The organism is Micromonospora sp. DT46 (assembly GCF_049841735.1).
Classification (GTDB): Bacteria; Actinomycetota; Actinomycetes; order Mycobacteriales; family Micromonosporaceae; genus Micromonospora; species Micromonospora reichwaldensis.
The window spans coordinates 55,429-80,351 of record NZ_JBNCKW010000007.1 but is presented as its reverse complement, the minus strand read 5'-3'; the positions used below and the strand labels follow the sequence as shown (position 1 = coordinate 80,351).

Genomic DNA, 24,923 nt, shown 5'->3' with positions numbered 1-24,923 from the left:
CTTCAGCTCCTCCTTGAGGGCTCGATCGGCAGAAAGCCCGCTCGACGTATCGAGCGGCTGAGCGTCGCCAGGGCGGCGAGCAGGACCATCCAGACGGCCATCGACCACGCGGCGGGTGCCGGCCCGAGCGACTCCAGCAGGAAGCCGCCGACCAGGGAACCGAGCGCGACCGCGCCGTTGGCCAGCAGGCTGACCGCGCTGAGCACCCGGCCCTGGATGCGGTCGGGGGTGATGGCCATCTGGTACCCGGCGACCGCCACGTTCCAGATCGGCCCCACGAACCACATCAGGGCGTACGCGGCGCCGATCAGGTAGCGGTCGTCGGTGAGGGCGATGACGCAGGTCATCAGCGCCCACACCCAGTTCGCGGCGACGACGATCGCGCGCATCGGGAACCGCCCGGCGCACCACGTCGCCACCAGTGAGCCGAGCACCCCGCTGGTGCCGGCCACACCGAGCAGCAGGCCGATGGCGGCCGGGGCCGCACCGGCGGCCTCGAACGCCACGATGATGATCAGGAACAGGACGCGGAACAGCAGGTTGCTGCCGGCGACCAGCAGGGTGGCCGTGCGCAGGAACGGCTGCCCCCACAACCACCGCAGCCCGTGCGTGAGTTCGGCGGCCAGCTTCCCGGGACGGGTGTCGGGGTCGGTCGCGTCGGCCGGTGCGGCCTGGAAGTCGCGGCGGATGAACAGCAGCGTCAGCAGGGAGACCAGGTAGGAGACGGTGTCCAGTACGAACGGCAAGATCCGCCCCAGCCCGAACAGCGCCCCGCCGAGCGGGGTGCCGGCCATCACCGCGGCCCGCTCCCGGGCCTCGTTGCGCGACAGCGCCGTGGTCACCTGGCTCGGGTGCACCACGTTCGGGATCGCCGCGCCGGCCGCCAGCTCGTACCCGACCGACAGCGTCCCCTCGACGAAACCGACGGCCAGCACGTGCCACAGGTGCAGCTCGTCGACGGCGATCGCCGCCACGATGCTGCCCACCCCCAGGGCCCGCAGCACGTCGCACCAGATCATCACCCGCCTGCGGTCCCACCGGTCCACCAGCGCCCCGGCCGGCAGCTGGAACAGCAGCGTCGGCAGCAGCGCCACGAAACCGGCCAGCCCGGCGGCCCCCGGCGAGCCGGTCAGCGCCAGCACCAGCAGCGGGTACGCCACCAGCGACGCGGTCGAGCCGAGCATGGAGACCGCCGACCCGCTCCACAGCAGCAGGAAGTCCCGGTTGCGGTGCAGCGGCGGGATCCGCTCCCCGACGACCGGAGCGTCGACCCGGCTCACCGGTCGCCACCGATCCGGCGGCGACCAGCGGTGCCCCCGCGCGCGGTCACCGGGCACCCCGGCGGGCGGCGACGTCGGCCAGCCGGCTCCGGGCGGTCAGCCTGGGGACCGCCGGCCGGTCGCCCAGCTTCGGATAGCCGGGCAGCGCCCCGACCAGCCGGGCGACGGTCGGGTGGTCGAACAGGGCCCGGACCGGCACGTCGACGCGGAGCAGGTCCCGCAGCCGGACCGCGACCCGGGTGGCCAGCAGCGAATGCCCGCCGACCTGGAAGAAGTTCTCGTGCACGCCGACCTCGCCGGTGCCGAGCACCTCGCCCCACACCTGCGCGACCGTCCGCTCGTCGGCGGTACGCGGCGCCACCCGCACGGGTTCCCTCCGCCCGCCGGCACCGGGTCGCGGCACCGGCAGGGCGTTGCGGTCGACCTTGCCGGTCGGGGTGAGCGGGAAGGCGTCCAGCGCCACGTAGGCGGCCGGGCACAGGTAGTCCGGCAGCGTACGGAGCAGGAACTCGCGCAGCTGCTCGCCGGTCGGTGCCGGGTGCCGCCCCCCGCCGACCAGGTACGCGACCAGCTCCTGCTCCCCGCCGTACCGCTGCGGGTGCACCACGGCGGCCCGGACGTGCTCGTGGGCCAGCAGCGCCGCCTCGACCTCGGCCGGTTCGATCCGGTGTCCCCGGATCTTCACCTGATGGTCGACGCGGCCGAGGATCTCCAGGTGCCCGTCGGCGTGCCAGCGGGCCAGGTCGCCGGTGCGGTACATGCGCGCGCCCGGCGCCGTGGAGTGCGGGTCGGGAACGAACTTCTCCGCCGTGAGGGCGGGCCGGCCCCGGTAGCCCCAGGCCACCCCGTCCCCGCCGATGTGGATCTCACCGGGGACGCCGACCGGTACCGGCTCCAGCCGCTCGTCCAGGATGTGGAGCCCGGCGTTCGGGGCCATGCCGAAGTCGACGGGTCGGCCGTCGGGGGCCAGCCGGGTCGTGGTCGACCAGACCGTGGTCTCGGTCGGCCCGTAGATGTCCCACACGGTGGCCCCGGTCGAGGCGAGCCGGACCGCCAGCCCGGTCGGCAGCTTCTCGCCGCCGCAGAGCACGGTCGCACCCGGCGGTGCGGACCAGCCGGAGTCCAGCAGCATCCGGTACGTCACCGGGGTGGCCTGGAGCACCGCCGGCTCGGCGCTGTCGATCAGCTCGGCCATCCGCTGCGGGTCCCGGGTCTGCTCCGCGTCGGCGATCACCACCCGGCCGCCGACCAGCAGCGGCAGGTACAGCTCCAGCACCGAGGGGTCGAACGACACGGTGGTCAGGCCGACCACGGTGGCCCCCGCCGGCAGCCCCGGCCGGTGCCGCATCGCGGCGAGGAAGTTGCCCAGCCCCCGGTGGCTGATCATCACCCCCTTCGGGGTGCCGGTCGAACCGGAGGTGTAGATGACGTACGCCAGGTCGTCGGCGGCCGGCCGGTCGGGCAGCCGGCGCTCGGGACGGGCGGCGATGGCCGCCCGCTCCGCGTCCAGCAGCACCGTCCGGATTCCGGCGGTGTCCAGCCGCCCGGCCAGCGCGGTCTCGGTCACCATCACCTGCGCGCCGGCGTCGGCCAGCATGAAGGCGGTCCGCTGCGCCGGGTAGTCCGGGTCCAGCGGCAGGTACGCGCCACCGGCGGCCAGCACCGCGAGGAACGCCACCACCAGGTCCGCGCTGCGGTTCAGGTGCACCCCGACCAGCGTCCCCGGCCCGACGCCCAGCTCCCGCAGGTGGTGGGCGAGGCGGTTGGTCCGGCGGTCCAGCTCGGCGTAGCTGAGCACGTCGGCGCCGAAGACCACCGCGTCCGCGTCCGGGGTGGCCGCCACCTGCCGGGCGACCCACTCGGGCAGCGTCCCGTCCGGGACCGGTCGTGGTCCGCCGGCGCCGAGGCCGAGCAGGGCGCGCCGGTCGGGCTCCGGCAGCCCGCACCGGCGCGGATCGCCCGCCGGGTCGGCGACCATCGCCTCCAGCACCCGGCGGTAGGTCCGGGTGAGCAGGTCCAGGTGGCCGTCGGAGATCCGGTCGGTGCCGGCCTCGATGATCAGCTGACCGGGTTCGCTGGACACCGAGAGGCCGAACTCGTTCGGGGTGGTGTCGGTGATCGCCGACCGGTCGATGCCGTCGAGGTCGAGCACGTGCATGTCGGTGTAGTTGAAGAAGACGTCCACCAGCGGCTTCTGCTCGCCCCACTCGCGTTGCATCGCCGGCAGCGGGTAGTGCCGGTGCGGCCAGAGCGCGACCTCCCCGGCGAAGACCCGGCGGGCCTGCTCGGCCCAGGTCGACGCGGTCAGCTCCACCGTGAACGGCACGGTGTTGAGGAACATGCCCCGCACCTGGTCGCCGTCGGTCAGCTCGGGCCGCCCGTTGCAGACCAGCCCGCTGTGGAAGCGCCGCTGCCCGGTCACGACGCCCAGCACGGCCAGGTGCGCGGTGAACAGCAGGCTCTTCAGCGGTACGTCAGCCGTCCGGGCCAGCTCCCGCAGCCCTGGCATCAGGTCGGCGAACGGCAGCCGCACCGCCCGGTACCGGGCACCCGCACCCGCCCACGCCGCCGGGACGCTGAGCCGCTCGTGGGTCCGTACCCGCGACGCCCAGAACTCGCGGTCCACCCCGGCGGCCACCGCGCGGCGCTCCAGCGCCACCGCGTCGGCGAACCGGACGGCCGGCACCGGGGCGGGCCGGGGATCCTGCCCGTCGCGGATCCGCCGGTGGTACGCCAGCAGCTCCGGGACCAGCGAGTTCTGGCTCCAGCCGTCCAGGATGGCGTGGCTGTAGCTGACCAGCAGCCGCCACCGGTCGTCGGCCAGCTGGTAGGCGTGCAGCCGCAGCAGCGACGGCGTGCCCAGGTCGAAGCGGTCCCGGCGCTCCTCGGCGACCAGCCGGGCCACCGTGCTCTCCACCTCGGCGGCCGGCAGGTCCCGCAGGTCGGTGTGGCCGACCCGGATCTCCGCGTTCGGGTGGATGAGCTGGAGCGGTTCGCGGTAGGAGGTCAGGTCGATCGAGGCCCGCAGGATCTCGTGCCGGGCGGCGAGCAGTTGGGCGGCGGCGCGTAGGGCGGGCAGCGAGAGCGCGTCGCCCTCGACCGGGTAGCAGAGGCTGTTCAGGTACAGCTCGCCGGTCGGGTCGGCGAGCATCTCGTACGCCATGCCGGCCTGCGCCATCGACAGCGGGTACGCGTCGACGACGCCCTCGGGCAGTCGGGCCCGGTCCTCCTCGCCGATGAGCGCGAACCGGTCCACCAGGCGGGTGGCCTCGGCCGGCAGCCCGCCCTCCCGGGCGTCGACGGCAGCGGCGAGCTCGGCGACCGTCCGGTACCGGAAGAGGTCCGTGACGGTGAGGTCGAGTCCCTGGTCGCGGAGGTTCCCGACGACCCGGATGGCGCGGATGCTGTCGCCGCCGATGTCGAAGAAGCGGTCGTGGATGCCGATCGGTCCGCCGTTCCCGGCGAGGGCCCGGGCGTAGGCGGCCACGATCAGGTGCTGGGTGGGGGTGGCCGGTGGGGTGTGCCCGCCGCTGCGCGCGGCGTGCGTGCCGGGCGGGGGGAGCGCGTTGCGGTCGATCTTCCCGCTGCTGGTCAGGGGGAGTTCGGTGAGCGTGACCCAGTGGGTGGGGACCATGTACTCCGGCAGCCGCGCGCGCAGGTGGGCGCGCAGGGTGTCGGCGTCGACGGGGTGGCCGTCGGCGGCGACGAGGTAGGCGACGAGCTGCCGGTCGTCGCCGGGGCCGTGCGGGTGCACGACGGCGGTGCGGACGCCGGCATGGTCGGCGAGGGTGGCCTCGATCTCGCCGAGTTCGATGCGGTTGCCGCGGACCTTGACCTGGTGGTCGAGGCGGCCGAGGTACTCGATCGTGCCGTCCGGGCGCCAGCGGGCCTGGTCGCCGGTGCGGTAGGCGCGTCCCCCGTCGTCGGCGGGGATGAAGCGTGCGGCGGTGAGCGCCGGCCGGCGGTGGTAGCCGCGGGCCAGCTGCACGCCGGTGAGCAGGAGCTCTCCGGGTACGCCGACGGGGACCGGGTTGCCCCAGGGGTCGTGGATGTGGGCGCCCGTGTTGGCGATGGGGCTGCCGATGGTGACGGTCTGCCCGGGGTGGACGCGGGCGGCCGTCACGTCGACGGCGGCCTCGGTGGGTCCGTAGAGGTTGTGCAGCTCCACGTCGAGGTGGGCGTGCACGGCGGCGGCGAGGTCGTCGGGCAGCGCCTCGCCGGAGCAGACGACGCGGCGCAGGTGGGGCAGGGCGGTGCGGGTGGCGGCGAGGTGGCCGGTGAAGGCGCGCAGCATCGAGGGCACGAAGTGGACGGTGGTGATGCGCCGCCGGACGATGGTCTCGGCGAGGTAGGCGGGGTCGCGGTGCCCGTCGGGGCGGGCCATGACGAGGGCGGCGCCGGTGGTCAGGGGCCAGAAGAACTCCCACACGCTGACGTCGAAGGTGTGCGGGGTCTTCTGCAGGATCCGGTCGGTGTGGTCGAGCCGGTAGGTGTCCTGCATCCAGCGGAGCCGGTTGACGATGGCGCGGTGGTCGACGAGGACGCCCTTGGGGCGGCCGGTGGAGCCCGAGGTGTAGATCAGGTAGGCGGGGCTGCGGTCGTCGGTGGTGACGCCGGGTCGTCCGGCGGGTTCGTCGGCGAGCGTCGGGTCGTCGAGGTGGACCCGTGGGCCGGGGGACCAGTCGTGCTGGTCCGGGGCGTCGACCAGGGTGACGGGGTCGCCGGCGTCGGCGAGCATCCAGCGCAGCCGCTCGACGGGGTGGCCGGGGTCGAGCGGGAGGTAGGCGGCGCCGGTCTTGAGCACGGCGACGAGGGCCACGGCGAGCGCGACGCGGCGTCGCGCGCTGACGGCGACGATCCGTTCGGGTCCGGCGCCGAGGGCGATCAGCCGGTGGGCGAGCTGGTTGGCGCGGGCGTCGAGCTGGGCGTACGTCAGCTCCTCGTCGTCGTCGAGCACGGCGACCGCGTCCGGGGTGGCGTCGGCCTGCGCCTCGATCAGCCGGTGCAGCAGCGTGTGGCAGGGGTGCTCGACGGCGGTGTCGTTCCAGGCCGCGAGCTGGGCGGTCTCGGGGTCGGTGAGCAGGGGCAGCCGGGTGACCGGGGTGCCCGGGTCGGCGACGACGGCGCTCAGCAACCGCTGGTAGTGCCCGGCCAGCCGCCGCGCGGTCGCGTCGTCGAACAATGCCGTGGCGTACTCGACGACGGCGGAGAAGGAGCCGTCCGCCTCCTCGGTCACCTGCACGGTCAGGTCGAACTTGGCGGTGTGCCAGAGCGTCGGCACCTGCCGCGCGCGCAGCCCCGCCCCGGCGAAGTCGGCCGCCGTGGCGTTCTGCATCACGAACATGGTCTGGAACAGCGGGTTGCGCGACAGGTCCCGCTCCGGGGACAGCGCGTCCACGATCCGCTCGAACGGCACGTCCTGGTGCGACTGCGCGTCCAGCACCGTCTCCCGGACCCGGGCCAGCACCTCGACGAAGGTCGGCTCGCCGGACAGGTCGGTCCGCAGCACCAGCGTGTTGACGAAGTACCCGATCAGGTCCTGGACCTCGGGGCGGGTACGCCCGGCGACCGGGGTGCCCACCGCGACGTCGGTCTGCCCGGTGTAGCGGGCCAGCAGCACCTGGAACGCCGCCAGCAGCACCATGAACGGGGTCGCCCGGTGCCGCCGCCCGATCGAGGCGAGGGCGCGACCGAGGCCGGCCGGCACGGTGAACGGCAGCGTCGCGCCCCGGGGGTCCTGCACGGCCGGGCGCGGCCGGTCGGTCGGCAGCTCCAGCGGCACGAGGCCGGCCAGCCGGTCGCGCCAGTGGTCGAGCTGCCCGGTCAGGCCGGCCGCCCGGTCCCGCTGCCGCACCGCGAAGTCCGCGTACTGGATCGGCGGCGGGGCGAGCGGGGACGGCTCGCCGGCGACCAGCGCGGGGTAGAGCGCGCCGAGTTCCCGGGCCAGCACGCCGACCGACCAGCCGTCGAACGCGATGTGGTGGGCGACCAGCACCATGACGTGCTCGTCCTCGGCGAGCCGGACCAGCCGGACCCGCAGCGGCGCGTCCCGACCCAGGTCGAACGGGGTGTTCGCCTCGTCCCGGATCAGCGAATCCAGCCGCTCCCGCCGCTGCGCCGGGGCGCAGCCGGTCAGGTCGACCACCGGCAGCTCGACCGGCTCGGGCGGGCCGACCACCTGGCTCGGCCGGCCGTCCACGACCCGGTAGCGGGTCCGCAGCACCTCGTGCCGCCGGACGACCTCCCACCAGGCGTCGCGGAGGGCCACCGGGTCCAGCGGGCCGGTCAACCGCCAGCTGAACGGCACGACGTACTCCGCGCCGCCGGGCCGGATCTGGTCGAGCAGCCACACCCCCTGCTGCGGGTAGGACAGCGGCAGCGGGCCGGTCGGCCGCCGCGGTGAACTCGGGGTGGCCGGCGACCGGTCCGGGGCCCGCCCGGCCAGCAGCGCCTCCACCAGCGCCCGACGACGGGCGTCGGTCGAGGTCGGGGACGGGTCCTCGGGAGTCGTCATTCCTTGCCCACCTGCGCCAACATCGTCTCCAATTCGGACTCGGACATCCCCGCCACCCGTTCCTCGACGGCCCGCTGGAGCACCGTCGCCAGCTCCGCCACGGTCGGTGCCTCGAAGACCGCGCTGACCGGCAGGTCGACCGGGAACCGTTCGTGCAGCAGCGCGACGACCTGGGTGGCCAGCAGGGAGTGACCGCCGAGGTCGAAGAAGTCGTCGTGAATCCCGCAGCGGTCGACGCCCAGCACCTCGGCCCACACCTCGGCGACCGCCCGTTCCGTGGGGGTACGCGGCGCCACCGCCGGTCCGTCGGTGACCGGGCCGGGCGGGGCGGGCTCCGGCAGCCGCCGACGGTCGACCTTCCCGCTGCCGGTCAGGGGCAGCTCGTCGAGCGTCACCCAGCTCTGCGGGACCATGTGCTCCGGCACCCGCTCGGCCAGGTACGCGCGAACCGCCCGGTGGTCGGCCGGCCCGGCTCCGGCCGGCAGCAGGTACGCGACGAGCTGCGGGCCGCCGACCGCGCCGTGGTGCACGTCCACCACGGCGGCGCGGACGGCGGGATGCTGGCCGAGCACCGCCTCGATCTCGCCCAGCTCGATCCGGAAGCCCCTGATCTTCACCTGGTGGTCCCGCCGGCCCAGGTACTCGATGCTGCCGTCCGGCAGGTACCGGGCCCGGTCGCCGGTGCGGTACATGCGCTGTCCGGGCCGGTCGGCGAACGGGTCGGGGACGAAGCAGGCGGCGGTCAGTCCCGGCCGGCCGAGATAGCCCCGGGCGAGCTGGATCCCGGCGAGCACCAGCTCCCCGGGCTCACCGACCGGCACCGGCCGCAGCTCGTCGTCCACGATGTACGTGCGGGTGTTGGCCACCGGCCGGCCGATGGTCACCGCCTCGCCGGGCAGGCAGCGGGTGCTGGTCACCTCGACCGCCGCCTCGGTCGGCCCGTAGAGGTTGACCACCTCGCAGTCGAGCCGGTCGTGCGCCGCGGCCACCAGGTCGGCGGGGAGCGCCTCGCCGCTGCACAGCACCCGCCGGATCGACGGCAGGCTGGTCCGGCCGGCGGGCAGCACGTCCAGGAACGCGCGCAGCATCGACGGCACGAACCGGATCGAGGTGACCTGCCGTTCGGCCACCACCCGGGCCAGGTACGCCGGATCGCGGTGCCCGCCGGGACGGGCCGTCACCAGCGTCGCCCCGGTGGTCAGCGGGGAGAAGAGCTCACACACCGAGACGTCGAAGCCGTACGGCGTCTTCTGGAGCACCACGCCGCCGTCGGCGCCGAGGGCGTCCGGCATCCAGCGCACCCGGTTGACGATCGCGCGGTGCTCCACGACCACGCCCTTCGGGCGGCCGGTGGAGCCGGAGGTGTAGATGACGTAGGCGGCGTTGGCCGGACCCACGACCGGCTCCGGGGCGCCGCCCGGCAGCCCCCGGTGGTCGTCGTCGACCCGGATCGGGGCGCCGGTGGCGGCGGCCAGCGGCTCGTGGTCGACGCCCGGGCCGGTGACGACGGTCGTCGCCTTCGAGTCGGTCAGCAGGTAGCGGATCCGGTCGGCCGGCTGGTCCGGTTCCACCGGGAGGTAGGCGCCGCCCGCCTTGAGTACCCCCAGCAGCGCCACCACCAGGTCGACCCCCCGGTGCAGACACACCCCCACCACCGACTCCGCGCGCACCCCGGCCGCCCGCAGCCGGCGCGCGAGCCGGTCGGCCTCGCGGTCCAGCTCCGCGTAGCGGACGGTCCGCTCGTCGGACACCACGGCGATCGCGTCCGGGGTACGCCGTACCTGCTCCTCGAACAGCTCGTGCAGGCACGGGTCGGTCGGGTACGCGACCTCGGTGTCGTTCCACCCTGTCGGGACCCGGTGCCCGTCGGCCGCGGTCAGCTTCGCCATGGCGGTCACGACTACCGGCCCGCCGCCTGCTCCATGCGCCGGCGCAGGCTGAGCGGGCGCATGTCGGTCCACACCTCGTCGATCCGCTTCAGGCACTCCTCGCGGGTGCCCTCGGTGCCCTCCGCGCGCCACCCCAGCGGCAGCTCCCGATCGCCCAGCCAGATCGAGTACTGCTCCTCGTCGTTCACCACGACCCGGTACGCGCGCTCATCGGTGTTCTCGTCGGACATGCCGGCTCCTCCTCGGGAAAGGGCAGCCGTGTCGTACGACACGACACTGATCCCACTGCCGGTCACACCCTGCCGGGACGCCGATCGCCGTACGTAGAGAAGAACTGGCAGAAAAACGCGTACGAGCCTTGCCGGGGATTCTCTTTCTGACCCGTGCCTCAGCGGAGAGGCTGAGCCGTGCCGCGTGACCGGCAGCCCAGAGGCCGACAGGAGAAGCGATGAGTACGCCCCGGATGACGGTGCCGCCGCTGCCGCGCGGGCCGGCCGAGAAACCGCTTCCGTTCGTCCTGACCGCCGGTGCGCCGGGGGAGCCGATCGGCGGGCGGCTGACCGCCGACCGGGCCGCGATCCGGGCCCGGCTGCGTGAGCACGGGGCCGTCCTGCTGCGCGGGTTCGACGTCGGCGGGGTGGCCGGCTTCGAGGGGGTGGTCCGGGCGCTCTCCGGTGAGCCGCTGGACTACGCCGAGCGCTCGTCGCCCCGCAGCACCATCCAGGGGCGGGTCTACACCTCGACGGACTTCCCGCCGGCCGAGGAGATCTTCCTGCACAACGAGAACTCCTACCAGGCCGACTGGCCCATGGCGCTGTACTTCTACTGCCTGCGGACGCCGGCCACCCTAGGCGCCACCCCGCTGGCCGACACCCGCCTGGTGCGCCAGCGCATCGACCCGGCGGTGTGCGCCGAGTTCGTCGCCCGGGGCTGGCTGGTGGTGCGCAACTTCCACGAGGGCTTCGGCGTGCCCTGGCAGCGGGCGTTCAACACCGACGACCGGGACGAGGTGTCGCGCTACTGCGCCCGCAGCGGCATCGAGGTGGAGTGGACCGGCTCGGGGCTGCGTACCCGCGCCCGACGCGACGCCGTGCACCGGCACCCCGGCACCGGTGAGCTGCTCTGGTTCAACCACGTGACCTTCTTCCACGTGACCACGCTGGCCGAGGAGGTCTGCGCCGGGCTGCGGGAACTGTTCGACGAGACCGAGCTGCCCACGAACACCTACTACGGCGACGGCGGACGGATCCCCGACGACGTGGTGGCCCACCTGCGGGACTGCTACCAGGCGGCCCAGCGGCGCTTCGACTGGCAGCGCGACGACGTCCTGGTGGTGGACAACATGCTCGCCGCGCACGCCCGGGAACCGTTCACCGGCGACCGCAGGATCGCCGTGGCGATGGCCGAGCCGTACCGCGCGGCGCTCGCGGCGGCCGGCGCGGCCCCGGGGTGACCGTCGGCGGTGTGCCCGGGACCCTCGCGCACACCGAACCAACTCCCCACGGCATCGCAGCGATGCCCGGCCCGGACACGGAGGCGAAAGACCCATGGCAGACGGCGACAGCCGGTACGTCGGCACCGGCGGGGCGGTGCTGTCCGATCACGAGGGCGGCCACGCCGTGTCGTCGGCGCAGGAGCAGCTCTGGTTCGTCGACCAGCTGCGCTCCGGTGCCAGCGAGTATCTCCTGCACCAGGCGGTACGGGTGCGCGGCCCGCTCGACGCCACGGCGCTGCGGGCCGCGCTGAGCGGGATCAGCGCGCGACACGAGATCCTGCGGACCCGGTACGACACGGTGGACGGACGTGCCGTGCAGGTGATCGACCCGCCCGGCCCGGTCGACGTCGACCTCGTCGACCTGGGCGACTCGCCGGCCGGCGACCGGGACGGCCGCCTCGACGAGGTGCTGGAGGCCACCCTCGACACCCCCTTCGACCTGCGGAAGGACGCACCGCTGCGGGCCCGGCTGATCCGCTGCGCGAGCGACGACCACGTCCTGCTGTTGGTGGTGCACCACATCGCCTTCGACGGCTGGTCCTGGGGCGTGCTCGCCAGGGAACTGCACACCCTCTACGGGGCGTTCGTCGCCGGCCGGCCCAGCCCGCTGCCGCCGCTGCCCGTGCAGTACGCGGACTTCGCCGCCTGGCAGCGCGAGAACTGGCTGTCGGGGCCGCACGTCGACGCCCAGGTCGGCTACTGGCGGGAGCGGCTGTCCGGGCTCGGCCCGCTCGACCTGCCGACCGACCGGCCCCGGCCCGCGCACTGGCGGGCCGCCGGCGACGGCCTCACCTTCACCGTGCCGGCGGACCTGGCGACCGCCCTGACCCGGCTCGGCGCGGACCGGGGCGCCACCCCCTTCATGGTCTTCCTCGCCGCCTTCCAGCTCCTGCTCGGCCGGTACGCCGGTCAGACCGACGTGGCGGTCGGGGTGTCCGTGGCCGGGCGGCACGAGGTCGAGCTGGAGGACCTGATCGGCCTCTTCGTCAACACCGTCGTGCTCCGGGCCGACCTGGCCGCCCCGGCGTGCTTCCTCGACCTGCTCGAGCAGGTCCGCAGCACCACTTTGGACGCCTACGACAACCAGCAGGTGCCGTTCGACCGGATCGTCGCCGAGCTGTCCCCGGAACGGGACCTGTCCCGCAACCCGCTGTTCCAGGTGGGGTTCGGGCTGCACAACGCCGACCGGGCCGCCTTCGCCCTGCCCGGCCTGACCGTCACCGAGCAGCCCACCTCGTGGACCTCGGCCGCGTTCGACCTCTCCCTGCAACTGGTCGGGCGACCGGACGGCTCGTACCACGGGGAGGTGGTCTTCCCCACCGCGCTGTTCGACGGCCCCCGGGTGCACCGCATGGTCGCCAACTACCTGCACCTGCTGGCCGCCGTCGTCGCCGCCGGCCAGGCCCCCCTGGACGAGCTGGACCTGCTGGCCCCCCGGGAGCGCCGCGAGGTGCTCGGCGAGTGGGGCCGGGGCGCCGACCGGCCCGCGGGCCCGGGGCTGCCGGAACTCTTCCTCGCCCAGGCGGCGGCGACCCCCGACGCGACCGCGCTGGTCGCCGACGACGGCACCGAGGTCGGCTACGCCGAGCTGGCCGGCCGCGCCCGGAAGCTCGCCGCGCACCTGCACGCCGTCGGCGTTCGCGTGGGCGCCCCGGTCGGGGTCGCGGTGCACCGCGGGCCGGACCTGGTGACCGCGCTGCTCGGGGTGCTGCTCGCCGGCGGCGTCTACGTGCCCCTCGCCCCCGACCAGCCGGTCGACCGGCTGGAGTTCATGGCGGCCGACGCCGGGGTGTCGGCGCTGGTCACCGAGTCGGCCCTGCGGGGCCTGCTGTCGGCCAATGACGCCCCGGTGGTGCTCGTCGACGCCGCTGACAACACCGGGACCGACGCCGAGGGCGACACCGGGACCGGCCCCGGCCCGGACACCGGGGCCGGGGCCGGTCGCGGCGACGGCACCGCGACGGTGTCGCTGCCGGCCACCGACCCCGACGCCGCCGCCTACGTCATGTACACCTCCGGATCGACCGGCCGGCCCAAGGGCGTCGTGGTCACCCACGCCGGCATCCGCAACCGGGTGCTGTGGTCGGTCGAGCAGTACCGGCTCACCGCCGCCGACCGGGTGCTCCAGAAGACCGCCCTCGGCTTCGACGCCTCCATGTGGGAGTTCCTGGCGCCACTGGTCAGCGGCGGCGCGGTCGTCCTGGCCGCCCCGGACGCCCACCGCGACCCGGGCGCGATGCTGCGGGCGATGCGGGCCCACGGCGTCACGGTGCTGCAACTGGTGCCGTCCGTGCTGCGGGTGCTGCTGCACGAGACCGACCTGTCCGGCTGTGCCGCGCTGCGGCTGGTCTGCTCCGCGGGGGAGCCGCTGCCGGCGGCGCTCTGCGAGCAGCTTCAAGCCCTGCTGCCCGTGGAGGTCTGGAACACCTACGGCCCCACCGAGTGCGCCATCGACGCGACCGCCTGGCGTTACCGCGGTGACGAGGGGACCGGGACCGTGCCGATCGGCCGGCCGCTGCCCGGCTGCGGCGTCCTGCTCCTCGACGCCGACGACCGGCCGGTGCCGGTCGGGGTGGCCGGTCAGCTCTGCCTCGGCGGGGTCGGCCTGGCGCGAGGCTACCTGGGCCGGCCCGCCCTGACCGGGGAGAAGTTCACCCCCAACCCGTACGGCCGCACGCCGGGGGAGCGCCTGTACCGGACCGGGGACCTGGCCCGGTGGCGCGACGACGGCAGCCTGGAGTACCTGGGCCGCCTCGACCACCAGGTCAAGCTGCACGGGGTACGCATCGAGCCGGGCGAGGTCGAGGCGGCCCTGCGGCGGCACCCCACCGTCGACGCGGCGGTGGTGACCCTGCACCGGCCGTCGTCGGGCGACGCGGAGCTGGTCGCGTACGTGGTCCCCGCCGCCGGTGCCCGGATCGATCCGGACGGGCTGCGCGACGCGCTCGCCGACCGGCTGCCCGCCGCGCTGGTCCCCTCCACCGTGATCAGCCTGGACGCCCTCCCGCTGACCGCGAACGGCAAGCTGGACCGCGCGGCCCTGCCGGCGCCCGACGGCCCCCGCCCCGGCGCCGACCGGAGGTACCTGCCGCCGGCCACCGACACCGAGCGGAGCGTCGCCGGGATCTGGGCCGAGCTGCTCGGCGTCGAGCGGGTCGGCCGGGACGACAACTTCTTCACCCTCGGCGGCCACTCCCTGCTCGCCATCCGGGGCGTGCTCCGGGTGCGCCGGGCACTCGACGTGGAGCTGACCGTCGGGCAGCTCTTCACCGCCCCCACCGTCGCCCAACTCGCCGCCCTGGTCGACGAGGCCCGCCCCGGCGCCGGGTCCACCGACGAGCCGGCCGACGCGGCGATCCGGCCGGTGACGCGGGACGGGAAGCTGCCGCTCTCCCTCGGCCAGCGCCGGCTGTGGTTCCTGGACCAGCTCGAACCGGGCAGCCTCGAATACCTGATCCCGATCTCGATGCGGCTGACCGGCCCGTTGGACGTGGCGGTGTTCCGGCGGGCGCTGGACGCGGTGGTCAACCGGCACGAGATCCTGCGTACCCGCTACCACTCGGTCGACGGCGAGCCGGTGCAGGTGGTCGACCCGCCGGGACCGGTCGGGTGGGAGCTGGTCGACCTCAGCGGCGCACCGGACGTCGTCGACGGTGCCGAGGTGCTGCTGCGGGTCGCGGCCGGCCGGCCCTTCAACCTGGCCACCGAACGCCCGATCCGGGCCCAGGTGATCCGGGTCGCGGGCGACGAGCACCTGGTCGCGCTGACCATGCACCACATCGCGTTCGACGTCTGGTCGATGGACATTCTCCTGCGCGAACTCGACACCCTCTACCGCAGATACGCGCGGGGCGGCGGGGCCACCGCACTGCCCGACCTGCCCGTGCAGTACGCGGACTTCGCGGCCTGGGAGACGGCCCGCCAGGACAGCCCCGAGCTGGACGCGCAGCTCGCCTACTGGTCCCGGCAACTGGCCGGGTCGACCCCGCTGGAGCTGCCCACCGACCGGCCCCGCCCGGTGCTGCGCGACCCGGCCGGTGACAACGTCGTCGTCGACGTGCCGACCGACGTCGGGCGGGCGCTGGCCGAGCTGGGCAACCGGGAGGGCGCCACCCTGTTCATGGTGCTGCTGGCGGCCTTCCAGGTCCTGCTCGGCCGGTACGCCCGGCAGCACGACGTGGCCGTCGGCACCCCGGTCGCCGGCCGGACCCGGCAGGAGACCGAGGACCTGCTCGGCTTCTTCGTCAACAACCTGGTGATGCGCGCCGAGCTGGTCGACGACCAGCCCTTCCCGGTCCTGCTCGACCAGGTGCGCCGCACCGTGACGGACGCGTTCCGCAACCAGGACGTCGCCTTCGAGCGGCTGGTCGACGCGCTGCGGCCGGACCGGGACCTGTCCCGCAATCCGCTGTTCCAGGTGATGTTCGAACTGCAACACCTGGAGCGGATGACCGCGACCCTCGGCCCGACCACCATCGAGCACGTCGACAGCTCCGTTCCGGTGGCCAAGTTCGACCTCACCCTCTCCGTGGAGCAGCACCCGGACGGCCGGCTGCGCTGCTGGTTCGAGTACGCCACCGCGCTCTGGGACCGCCCCGGCATCGAGCGGATGGCCGGGCACTACCTGCACCTGCTCGCCCAGGTGGCGTCCGCGCCGGGAACCGCCCTGCGTGACCTGACCCTGCCCACCGGCGCGGAGCGGGCGTACCTCCTCGGGCCGTTGGCCGGCGAGCCGGTCGCGCCCGCCGGGCCGTTGCGCGCCGCCGAGGCCGCCGGCGCCGGCGTGGTGGAGCTGTTCGGCCGGCGGGTCCGGCAGCACCCGGACGTCGTGGCGGTGGAGTTCGACGGCCGGCGGCTGACCTTCGCCGAGCTGGACACCCGGGCCAACCGGCTCGCCCACCACCTGCGCGGGCTCGGGGTGCGCCCGGAGGTCCCGGTCGCGGTCTGCCTGGAACGCGGCCTGGAGGTGGTGGTCACGCTGCTCGCGGTGCTCAAGGCGGGCGGGGTGTACCTCCCGGTCGACCCGGACCACCCCACCGAGCGGCTGCGCTTCATGCTCGCCGACGCGAGGGCCGCGGTGGTGGTCACCGAGCAAAGCCTCGCCGACCGGGTCGCCGCCGACGGGGTGACCGTGGTCGCCGTGGACGCCGACCGGGCGGTGATCGCCGGTCGGGACGGCACCGCGCCGGACCCGTCGACCGGAGCGGACGACCTCGCCTACGTCATCTACACCTCGGGCTCCACCGGGCGGCCCAAGGGCGTGATGATCCCGCACGGCGCGTACGCCCACCACTGCGAGGTCATCGCCCGCGCGTACGACATCGCACCCGGCGACCGGGTGGTGCTGCTCTCCGCGCTCACCTTCGACGTGGCGATGGACGGCATGATGGCCACCCTGCTGGCCGGGGCGACCCTGGTGGTCAGCGACCCGGTCTTCTGGAGCCCGGCTGAGCTGCCGGACCGGCTCGCCCGGCACCGGATCACCCACATGGAGATCACCCCCGCCTACTACCGGGAGGTGATGGACGCCCTGCCGGCCGGCGACGAACGGCTGCGGCACCTGAAGCTGATGAACGTCGGCAGCGACGTGGTCACCGTCGCCGACGCCCGGCGCTGGGCGGCCACCGGACTGCCCGGCCGGTTCCTGGTCAACTACGGCCCGACCGAGGCCACCGTCACCTGCCTGCTGCACCCGGTCACGGGCGACCCGCCCGGCGAGCGGAACGAGGCCCTGCCGATCGGCCGCCCGGTCCCCGGCACCCGGACCTACGTGGTCGACGAACACCTGGACCCCGTCCCGGTCGGGGTGCCCGGCGAGCTGCTGCTCGGCGGGGTACGGCTGGCCCGGGGCTACCTGGGCCGGCCCGCACTGACCGCCGACCGGTTCGTGCCCGACCCGTTCGGCGACGCCCCCGGCGGCCGGCTCTACCGCAGCGGCGACCTGGTCCGGTACCGGCCGGACGGGACGATCGAGTTCCTCGGCCGGATCGACCAGCAGGTCAAGATCCGGGGTTTCCGGATGGAGCTCGGCGAGATCGAGTCGGCCCTGGCCGAGCACCCGGCGGTCCGCGCGGTCGCGGTGGTGGCCCGCGAGACCCAGCCGGGGGAGAAGGGCCTGGTCGCCTACCTGGTCTGCCGGGACGGCACCCCGCCGGCGGTCGGCGAACTCCGGGCCCACCTGCGCGACCGGCTGCCGGACTACATGGTGCCGGCCCAGTGGATGGTGCTGGACGCACTGCCGTTGACCACCAGCAAGAAGGTCGACCGCCGGGCACTGCCCGCCCCGACACCCGTGCGCGCCGACCTCGGCCGGGCGTACGAGGCACCCCGTACCCCGTTGGAGGAGGCCGTGGCCGACATCTGGGCCACCGTGCTGGAGGTCGACCGGGTCGGCGTCCACGACGACTTCTTCGACCTCGGCGGTCACTCGCTGCTCGCCACCCGGGTGCTCGCGCACCTGCGGCAGAGCTTCGACCTCGACCTGCCGCTGCGCCTGCTGTTCGAGCAGACCACCGTGGCCGACCTCGCCGACGCGGTGCACACGGCCATCGAAAACGAGATCTCACGGCTTTCCGACGCCGAGGTGGCGGAACTGCTGAAGGAGGGCAACCTGTGACCGCCAGCCACACCCCGAGCGCGTCCCCGCGACAGGAACTGCTCCAGCGGCGCCTGCGTGGTGCCGGTCGGGCCCGCCGCGCCGACACCATCGCCCCGGCGCCCCGCACCGGCCCGCTGCCGCTCTCCTTCGGGCAGCACCGGCTCTGGGTGCTCGACCAGTTGCATCCCGGCGGCACCGGTTACCTGATGTCCGTCGGCCTGCGGCTGCGCGGGACGCCGCGCGCCGACGCGCTGCGCCGGGCGTTGACCGAACTGGTCGCCCGGCACGAGATCCTGCGGACCCGGTACGTCGTCGTCGACGGCGAGCCGGCACAGGTCGTCGACCCGCCCGCCCCGGTCGAGTTGACGACGACCGACCTCGGCCACACCGACCGGGAGACGGCCCGGCAGCGCCTCACCGCGCTGCTCGGCACGCCGGACCCGGTCGACCTGGCCGCCGGCCCGGCGCTGCGGGCCCGGCTGGTCCGCCTCGCCGGGGACGAGCACGCCCTGGCGCTCACCATGCACCACATCTCCTCCGACGGCTGGTCCGAGGGGATCATCCTGCGCGAACTGGCCGCCCTGTACGACGCGTTCGTCGCCGGCCGGCCCTCCCCGCTGACCCCGCTGCCCATCCAGTACGCGGACTTCGCGGTCTGGCAGCGGACCCGCTCCGCCGGGGACCGGCTGGACCGGCAGCTCGACCACTGGCGGGACCGGCTGGCCGGGCTGACGCCGTTGGAACTGCCGACCGACCGGCCCCGGCCAGCGGTGTGGAACCCGGACGGCGGGCTGGTCACGTTCACGGTGCCGGCCGCCCTCGCCGGCCGGCTGCGTGACCTGGGCCGGGCGTCGAACGCCACCCCGTTCATGGTGCTGCTGGCCGCGTTCCAGCTCCTGCTGGCCCGCCACACCGGGCAGACCGACGTCGCGGTGGGCACCCCGGCCGCCGGCCGGGACCGCCTGGAGACGCACGGCCTGGTCGGGCTCTTCCTCAACACGCTGGTGCTGCGGACGGACCTGTCCGGCGAGCCGACCTTCGTCGAGGTGCTGGCCCGGGTCCGCGAGGCGGTGCTGGACGCGCAGTCCCACCAGGACGTGCCGTTCGAGCGGATCGTGGACGCCCTGTCCCCGGAACGCGACCTGTCGCGCAACCCGCTGTTCCAGACCATGTTCCTCTTCCAGGAGGGCGGGTCGGCCGGCTTCGACGCGGGTGGCCTGGTGGGGGAGGAGCTTGACGCCGGCCCGACCACGGCGAAGTTCGACCTGACGCTCGGGCTGACCGAGGAGGCGGACGGCTCCCTCTCCGGCGGGGTGGACTTCCCGACGGCGCTGTTCGACGACGCGACCGTGCGGCGGCTGGCCGGGCACTACCAGCGGTTGCTGAGCGCCGTCGTCGCCGACCCGGACGCCCCGGTCACCCGGCTGCCCCTGCTCACCGACGCCGAGACCGCCCAACTCGCGGCGTGGAACGACACCGCCGTCGACCACCCCCGGCACACCCTGACCGGGCTGCTGGACACGCAGGCGGCCCGTACGCCCGACGCGGTCGCGCTGCGCTTCGACGGCGCGGAACTGTCGTACGGCCGGCTGCACGCCGAGGCCGCCGTCCTCGCGCGGCGTCTGCGCGACGCCGGGGTCGGGCCGGAGTCCGTCGTGGCCGTCTGCCTGCCGCGCGGCCTGGACCTGATGCGGGCGCTGGTGGCGGTCCTGAAGGCCGGCGCCGCCTACCTGCCGCTGGACCCGGACCTGCCGGCGCGGCGGCGCGCCTTCATGGTGCGCGACTCGGGCGCCCAGCTCGTGGTCGACGAGGACTTCCTGGCCGCCGCCGAGGAGGACAACTCCGCCGACGGCGACCCGCAACCGTCGGCGGAGATCACGCCCGGGCACGCCGCCTACCTCATCTACACCTCCGGGTCGACCGGCCGGCCCAAGGGCGCCCTGATCGAGCACGGCGCGATCGTCAACCGCCTGCGGTGGATGCAGGACGCCTACCGCCTCGACGCCTCGGACCGGGTGCTGCAGAAGACGCCGGTCGGGTTCGACGTGTCGGTGTGGGAGCTCTTCTGGCCGTTGATCACCGGCGCGACGCTGGTCCTCGCCCGCCCCGGCGGGCACCGCGATCCCGCGTACCTGGCCGACGTGATCCGCACGGAGGGGATCACCACCGTCCACTTCGTACCGTCGATGTTGCGGGCCTTCCTGGCCGAGCCCGTCGGGGCGCTGCCGTCCCTGCGGCGGCTGATCTGCAGCGGCGAGGCGCTGCCGCCCGACCTGGCCGAGCGGGTGCACGAGCGGATCGGCTGCGAGCTGCACAACCTGTACGGCCCCACGGAGACCGCGGTCGACGTCACCGCGACGCGGTGCGAGCCCGGCGAGCCGGTCACCATCGGCCGCCCGATCGCCAACACCACCGCCCACATCGTCGACGCCGCCGGGCAGCCCGTGCCGGTCGGGGTGCCCGGCGAGCTGCTGATCGGTGGCGTGCAGCTCGCCCGGGGCTACCTGGGCCGGGCCGCGCTGACCGCCGAACGGTTCGTTCCCGACCCGTTCGCCGCCGCGCCGGGGCGGCGCCTGTACCGCACCGGTGACCTGGCCCGCTACCGTCCCGACGGCGGCATCGAGTACCTGGGCCGGATCGACCACCAGGTGAAGATCCGCGGCCAGCGCGTCGAGTTCGGCGAGGTCGAGGCCCTGCTGTACGAGGCTCCCGGCGTCACCGCGGCGGCGGTGGCCGTCCACGACGAGCAGCTCGTCGGCTACCTCGTCGGGCCGGAGACCGTCGAGCGGGTGCGCGCGTACCTGGTCGACCGCCTGCCGGACGCGATGGTCCCGGCGCGCTGGACGATCCTGCCCGCCCTGCCGCTGACCGCCAACGGCAAGGTGGACCGCCGCGCCCTGCCGGCACCCGAGGCGGCGTCGGGCGCGGCGGGCGGCGGCCACGTCGCCCCGCGCGACGAGACCGAGAAGCGGATCGCCGACGCGTTCGCCGTGGCGCTCGGCCTCGACACGGTCGGCGTGACGGAGAGCTTCTTCCTGCTCGGCGGCGACTCGATGCGGGCGATCCGGATGGTGGGGCTGCTGCGCGCGGCCGGCCTCACCGTGTCGGTCCAGGACCTGTTCACGCACCAGAGCGTGGCCGAGCTGGCGGGCGTGGCCGTGCGGACCGGGCCGGACGAGGAGACCGAGTCGACCGTCGGCCGGTTCGCGCTGGTGGGCGACGCGGACCGCAGCCGGCTGCCGGACGGGCTCGTCGACGCCTATCCGATCACCCAGAACCAGGCGGGCATGCTGTTCGAGATGCTCTCCGGCGGCGACCGGCCGGTCTACCGCAACGTCTCCTGCTACGGGATCACCGACCAGCAGCCCTTCTCCCTCGACACGCTGCGGGAGGCCGGCCGGCTGCTCACGGACCGGCACGAGATCCTGCGTACGTCGTTCGACCTGTCCCACTACTCCGAGCTGATGCAGCTCGTCCACGCGTCGGTCGACCTGCCCATCGGCTACGACGACCTGCGCGGGCTGCGGCCCGACGAGCAGGAGGAGGCGGTACGCGCACACCTGCGGGCCGAGCGCGTCCGACCGTTCGACATCACCACGGCGCCGCTGCTGCGCTACCACGTGCACCAGCTCGGCGACTGCGAATGGCGGCTGACCCACTCGGAGAGCCACGCGATCCTCGACGGCTGGAGCCACACCTCCACGGTGGCGATGCTGATCTCGCTGTACCGGACGCTGCGCCGGGGCGAGCGGCCCGCCCTGCCGCCACCGCCGGCGGTGCGCTTCGCCGACCTCGTCGCCCGCGAACGCGCGTCCCTCGCCTCGGCGACGGACCGTGGCTTCTGGGCGGCGACCGTGGCCGGGTCGGACCGGCTCGAACTCCCGCCGGAGTGGGGCACCGGGTCGGACGCCCCGGCGAACGTCGTCGAGGTGCCGTGGGCCGACCTGCGGCCCGCACTGCGCCGGCTCTCCGCCGCCGCCGGCACCTCCCTGAAGAGCGTGCTGCACGCCGCGCACCTCAAGGTGCTGAGCGTCGTCACCGGCCGGCAGCGCTTCTTCACCGGCCTGCTGTGCAACGGCCGGCCCGAGCGGCTGCGCGGCGACGAGGTCTTTGGCATGTACCTCAACACCGTGCCGTTCGCCGCCGATACCTCCGCCCGCACCTGGCGGGCCCTGGTGCAGGCCGTCTTCGCCGGCGAGGCGCGCCTCTGGCCGCACCGCCGCTACCCGCTGCCGGCCATGCAACGCCAGTGGGGCAACGGCTCGCCACTGCTGCGGGTCGGCTTCTCGTACCTGGACTTCCACGTGCTCGACGGTTCCGCCGAGTCGGTCGGGATGGTCGACGACTTCAGCCCGAGCAGCGTCGGGCTGGACGTGTGGACCTTCCCGGGGGTCCTGCGGCTGGGCGCCCGGCCCGCCGACATCGACCGGCCGTACCTCGAACTGCTGGCCCGGACCTACCGGCACGTGCTGGAGGCGATGGCCGCCGACCCCGACGGCGACACGGACGTCGGCCTGAGCGCCGCCGACCGGGCCTGGGCGGTCGAGGCGCACCAGCCCGTCGAGCCGTTCCCGGCGACCCCGTTCGTCCACGACCTCGTCGCCCGGCGCGCGGCCGCCGCGCCCGCCGCGGTGGCGGTACGGCACGGCGACGCCACGCTCACCTACGGGCAGCTCGACGACCGGTCCGACCGGCTCGCCGCGCGCCTGGGAGAGCTGGGCGTCCGGGCCGACACGGTCGTCGGCATCCACCTGCCCCGCGGGATCGACCTCGTCGTCGCGATGCTGGCGGTCCTCAAGGCCGGCGGGGCGTACCTGCCGCTCGATCCCGCCTATCCCGCCGAGCGGGTCGGCGACATGGTCCGCGACGCGGCGCCCGTGGTCGTGCTGACCGACGGCGACCTGGCCCCGCGCCTGCCGTGCACGACCGCGACGGTGCTGGTCGCCGACCTCGCGAACGGCCGGCCCTTGGCGGCCTACCCGCCGACGGCACGGCTCAGCGGGGACAACCTCGCCTACGTCATCTACACGTCGGGCTCCACCGGGCGGCCCAAGGGCGTCGCGGTCACCCACCGCGCCGTGCTCAACTTCTGCCACGCCCAGCGGCGGGTCCTGCAAGCGCGGCCCGGCGACGAGGTGCTCCAGTTCGCCTCGCCCAGCTTCGACGCCTCGGTCTGGGAGATCCTGCTGGCCCTCGCCAACGGCGCGGCGCTGGTGCTGCCCCCGCCGGACGCCGACCCCGGCGACCTCCGCCGCCACGCGGCCGAACTCACCCACATGACCCTGCCGCCGCCGCTGCTGGACCGCCTCGACCCGGCCGACTTCCCGCGCCTGCGGGTGCTGGTCACCGGTGGCGAGGCGTGCACGGCCGAGCAGGCGGCGCGGTGGGCCGACCGGGTCCGCGTGCTGCACGCGTACGGGCCCACCGAGACCACCGTCGTCGCCACCATCGCCGAGCTGCGGGCCACGGACACAGCACCGCCGCCGATCGGGCTCCCGCTGGACAACGTGCGCGCCTACGTCGTCGACGACGAAATGCGCCTGCTGCCTCCCGGCGTACGCGGGGAACTGCTCCTCGGCGGGGCGGGAGTGGTGCGCGGGTACCTCAACCGGCCGGCGCTCACCGCCGAGCGGTTCGTGCCGGACCCGTACGCGTCGCGACCGGGCGAGCGCATGTACCGCACCGGCGACGTGGTCTCCCGGGACCCCGACGGCACCCTGCACTTCCACGGGCGCCGGGACCACCAGGTCAAGGTCCGCGGGTTCCGGATCGAGCTCGGCGAGATCGAGCACGCCCTCGCCGCCCACCCGGCGGTCGCCGCAGCCGTGGTCGCCGTCCACCGGGCCGGCACCCCGGACGCCTCGCTCGTCGCCTACACCCGCCCCGCGGACGCGACCGCGGCGTCCCCGGCCGAGCTGCGCGACCACCTGCGGGAGCGGTTGCCGCAGCACCTCGTCCCGCACCACTACCTGGCCGTGGACGACTTCCCGTACACCCGCAACGGCAAGGTCGACCGGGCCGCCCTCCCGGCGCCGGACGGCTCGCGGCCGGTGACGGACGTCGAGTACGTCGCGCCGCGCTCGGACGTCGAGAGGCACATCGCCACCGCCTGGAGCGAGGCGCTCGGCATCGAGCGGATCGGCGTGCACGACGACTTCTTCGCCCTCGGCGGCCACTCGCTGGCGATGATGCGACTGACCGCGACGCTGCGCAGCCGGCATGGCTACGAGCTGACGTTCGGCTCGTTCGTCGAACACCGCACCGTCGCCGGGCTGGCCGCGACACTCCAGGACCCGGCGGCGACGGCCGGCGCGATGATGTGGCTGCGGCGCGGTGGCGACGGCCGGCCCCCGCTGTTCTGCGTGCACCCCGGTGGCGGCAGCGCCCACTGGTACCTGCGCCTCGCCCCGCACCTGCCCCCGGACCAGCCGGTCGCGGCGTTCGAATGGCCGGGCCCGCACCCGGGGGGCACGCCCACCACGGCGCAGATGGCCGAACGCTACGGCGACGAACTCCGCCGGGCCCAACCGCACGGGCCGTACCGGCTGTTCAGCTGGTGCGGCGGCAGCGGCATCGCCAGCGAGATGGCCCACCGGCTGGTCGAGGACGGGCACGAGGTGACGCTGATCCTGCTCGATCCGGGCCTGGACATCCACACCCGCGCCGACGCCTGGAACGAACTCGCCCTGATCCGCCGCCTGGAGTCGCTGCTGCACGAGGTGGGCACCGGTGGCGACGAGGCCGACACGCCGGAACGCCGCCGGGAGATCCTCGACCTGCTCGAACACCTCGTCGACGACATCGACGAGGAGACCGGCATCGCGCTGCCCGAGCGCGGCGTGGGGGACTCGTGGCCGCGGCAGGTACGGATCTGGCGCGAGGTCATGGAGGTGGACGTCGAGTACCGGCACCGGCCCTGGCCGGGTCGGCTGGAACTGATCGTCAGCGACGAACTCGCCGACGGCCAGCACGAGGTCACCTCCGGCCAGAGCTACCCGGACTACCTGGCGCGCTGGGAGGAGCTCTGCACCGGCGGCGTGCGGGTGCACCGGGTGCCGGGTGACCACTTCAGCGTCATCAAGCCGCCGCACGTCACCACGCTCGCCCGCGTCATCGCCGACGTGCTGGGTGAGGGCTGACCGTCTGT

Annotated in this window: 7 protein-coding genes; 3 read left to right on the top strand and 4 right to left on the bottom strand. The window is 74.6% G+C overall.

The annotated features are described in order from the left end of the window. Positions 1-2 precede the first annotated feature (2 nt). From ACLQ20_RS20345 to ACLQ20_RS20330, 4 genes are read right to left on the bottom strand one after another with little or no spacing between them, the layout of a single operon-like run. Positions 3-1,280, bottom strand: a complete 1,278-nt coding sequence (locus ACLQ20_RS20345) for an MFS transporter (RefSeq protein WP_425857267.1) — start codon at positions 1,278-1,280, stop codon at positions 3-5. 46 nt (positions 1,281-1,326) lie between these two features. Continuing rightward, positions 1,327-7,794, bottom strand: coding sequence for an amino acid adenylation domain-containing protein (locus ACLQ20_RS20340; protein WP_425857265.1), 6,468 nt, complete (start codon positions 7,792-7,794; stop codon positions 1,327-1,329). Further along, the gene (locus ACLQ20_RS20335; protein ID WP_425857263.1) at positions 7,791-9,683 is read right to left on the bottom strand and encodes a non-ribosomal peptide synthetase; all 1,893 of its coding nucleotides are present in this window, start codon (positions 9,681-9,683) and stop codon (positions 7,791-7,793) included. The genes ACLQ20_RS20340 and ACLQ20_RS20335 overlap by 4 nt, the downstream gene beginning before the upstream one ends. 11 nt (positions 9,684-9,694) lie before the next feature. Beyond that, positions 9,695-9,913: an MbtH family protein gene (locus ACLQ20_RS20330; RefSeq protein WP_091630286.1), complete on the bottom strand. Its 219-nt coding sequence runs from the start codon at positions 9,911-9,913 to the stop codon at positions 9,695-9,697. Between the two features lie 218 nt (positions 9,914-10,131). On the opposite strand from ACLQ20_RS20330, the gene ACLQ20_RS20325 reads away from it, so the two are divergent. The 3 genes from ACLQ20_RS20325 to ACLQ20_RS20315 all read left to right on the top strand — a co-directional run bounded on the left by ACLQ20_RS20325 (position 10,132) and on the right by ACLQ20_RS20315 (position 24,915). Further along, on the top strand, positions 10,132-11,136 hold the full coding sequence (locus tag ACLQ20_RS20325; RefSeq protein WP_425857261.1) for a TauD/TfdA family dioxygenase: 1,005 nt from the start codon (positions 10,132-10,134) through the stop codon (positions 11,134-11,136). Positions 11,137-11,275: 139 nt separating this feature from the next. Then, a complete protein-coding gene (locus ACLQ20_RS20320) occupies positions 11,276-17,794 on the top strand; it encodes an amino acid adenylation domain-containing protein (protein WP_425857565.1) in 6,519 nt (2,172 codons plus the stop codon). Continuing rightward, entirely contained in the window at positions 17,791-24,915 is a 7,125-nt protein-coding gene (locus ACLQ20_RS20315) for an amino acid adenylation domain-containing protein (RefSeq protein ID WP_425857260.1), read from the top strand. The genes ACLQ20_RS20320 and ACLQ20_RS20315 overlap by 4 nt, the downstream gene beginning before the upstream one ends. Positions 24,916-24,923 lie beyond the last annotated feature (8 nt).

What these genes read in the sequence shown, in the direction of transcription:
- ACLQ20_RS20330 (WP_091630286.1), bottom strand. Translation starts at nt 9,913, where the DNA reads ATGTCCGACGAGAACACCGATGAGCGCGCGTACCGGGTCGTGGTGAAC.
- ACLQ20_RS20335 (WP_425857263.1), bottom strand. Translation starts at nt 9,683, where the DNA reads ATGGCGAAGCTGACCGCGGCCGACGGGCACCGGGTCCCGACAGGGTGG.
- ACLQ20_RS20340 (WP_425857265.1), bottom strand. Translation starts at nt 7,794, where the DNA reads ATGACGACTCCCGAGGACCCGTCCCCGACCTCGACCGACGCCCGTCGT.
- ACLQ20_RS20325 (WP_425857261.1), top strand. Translation starts at nt 10,132, where the DNA reads ATGAGTACGCCCCGGATGACGGTGCCGCCGCTGCCGCGCGGGCCGGCC.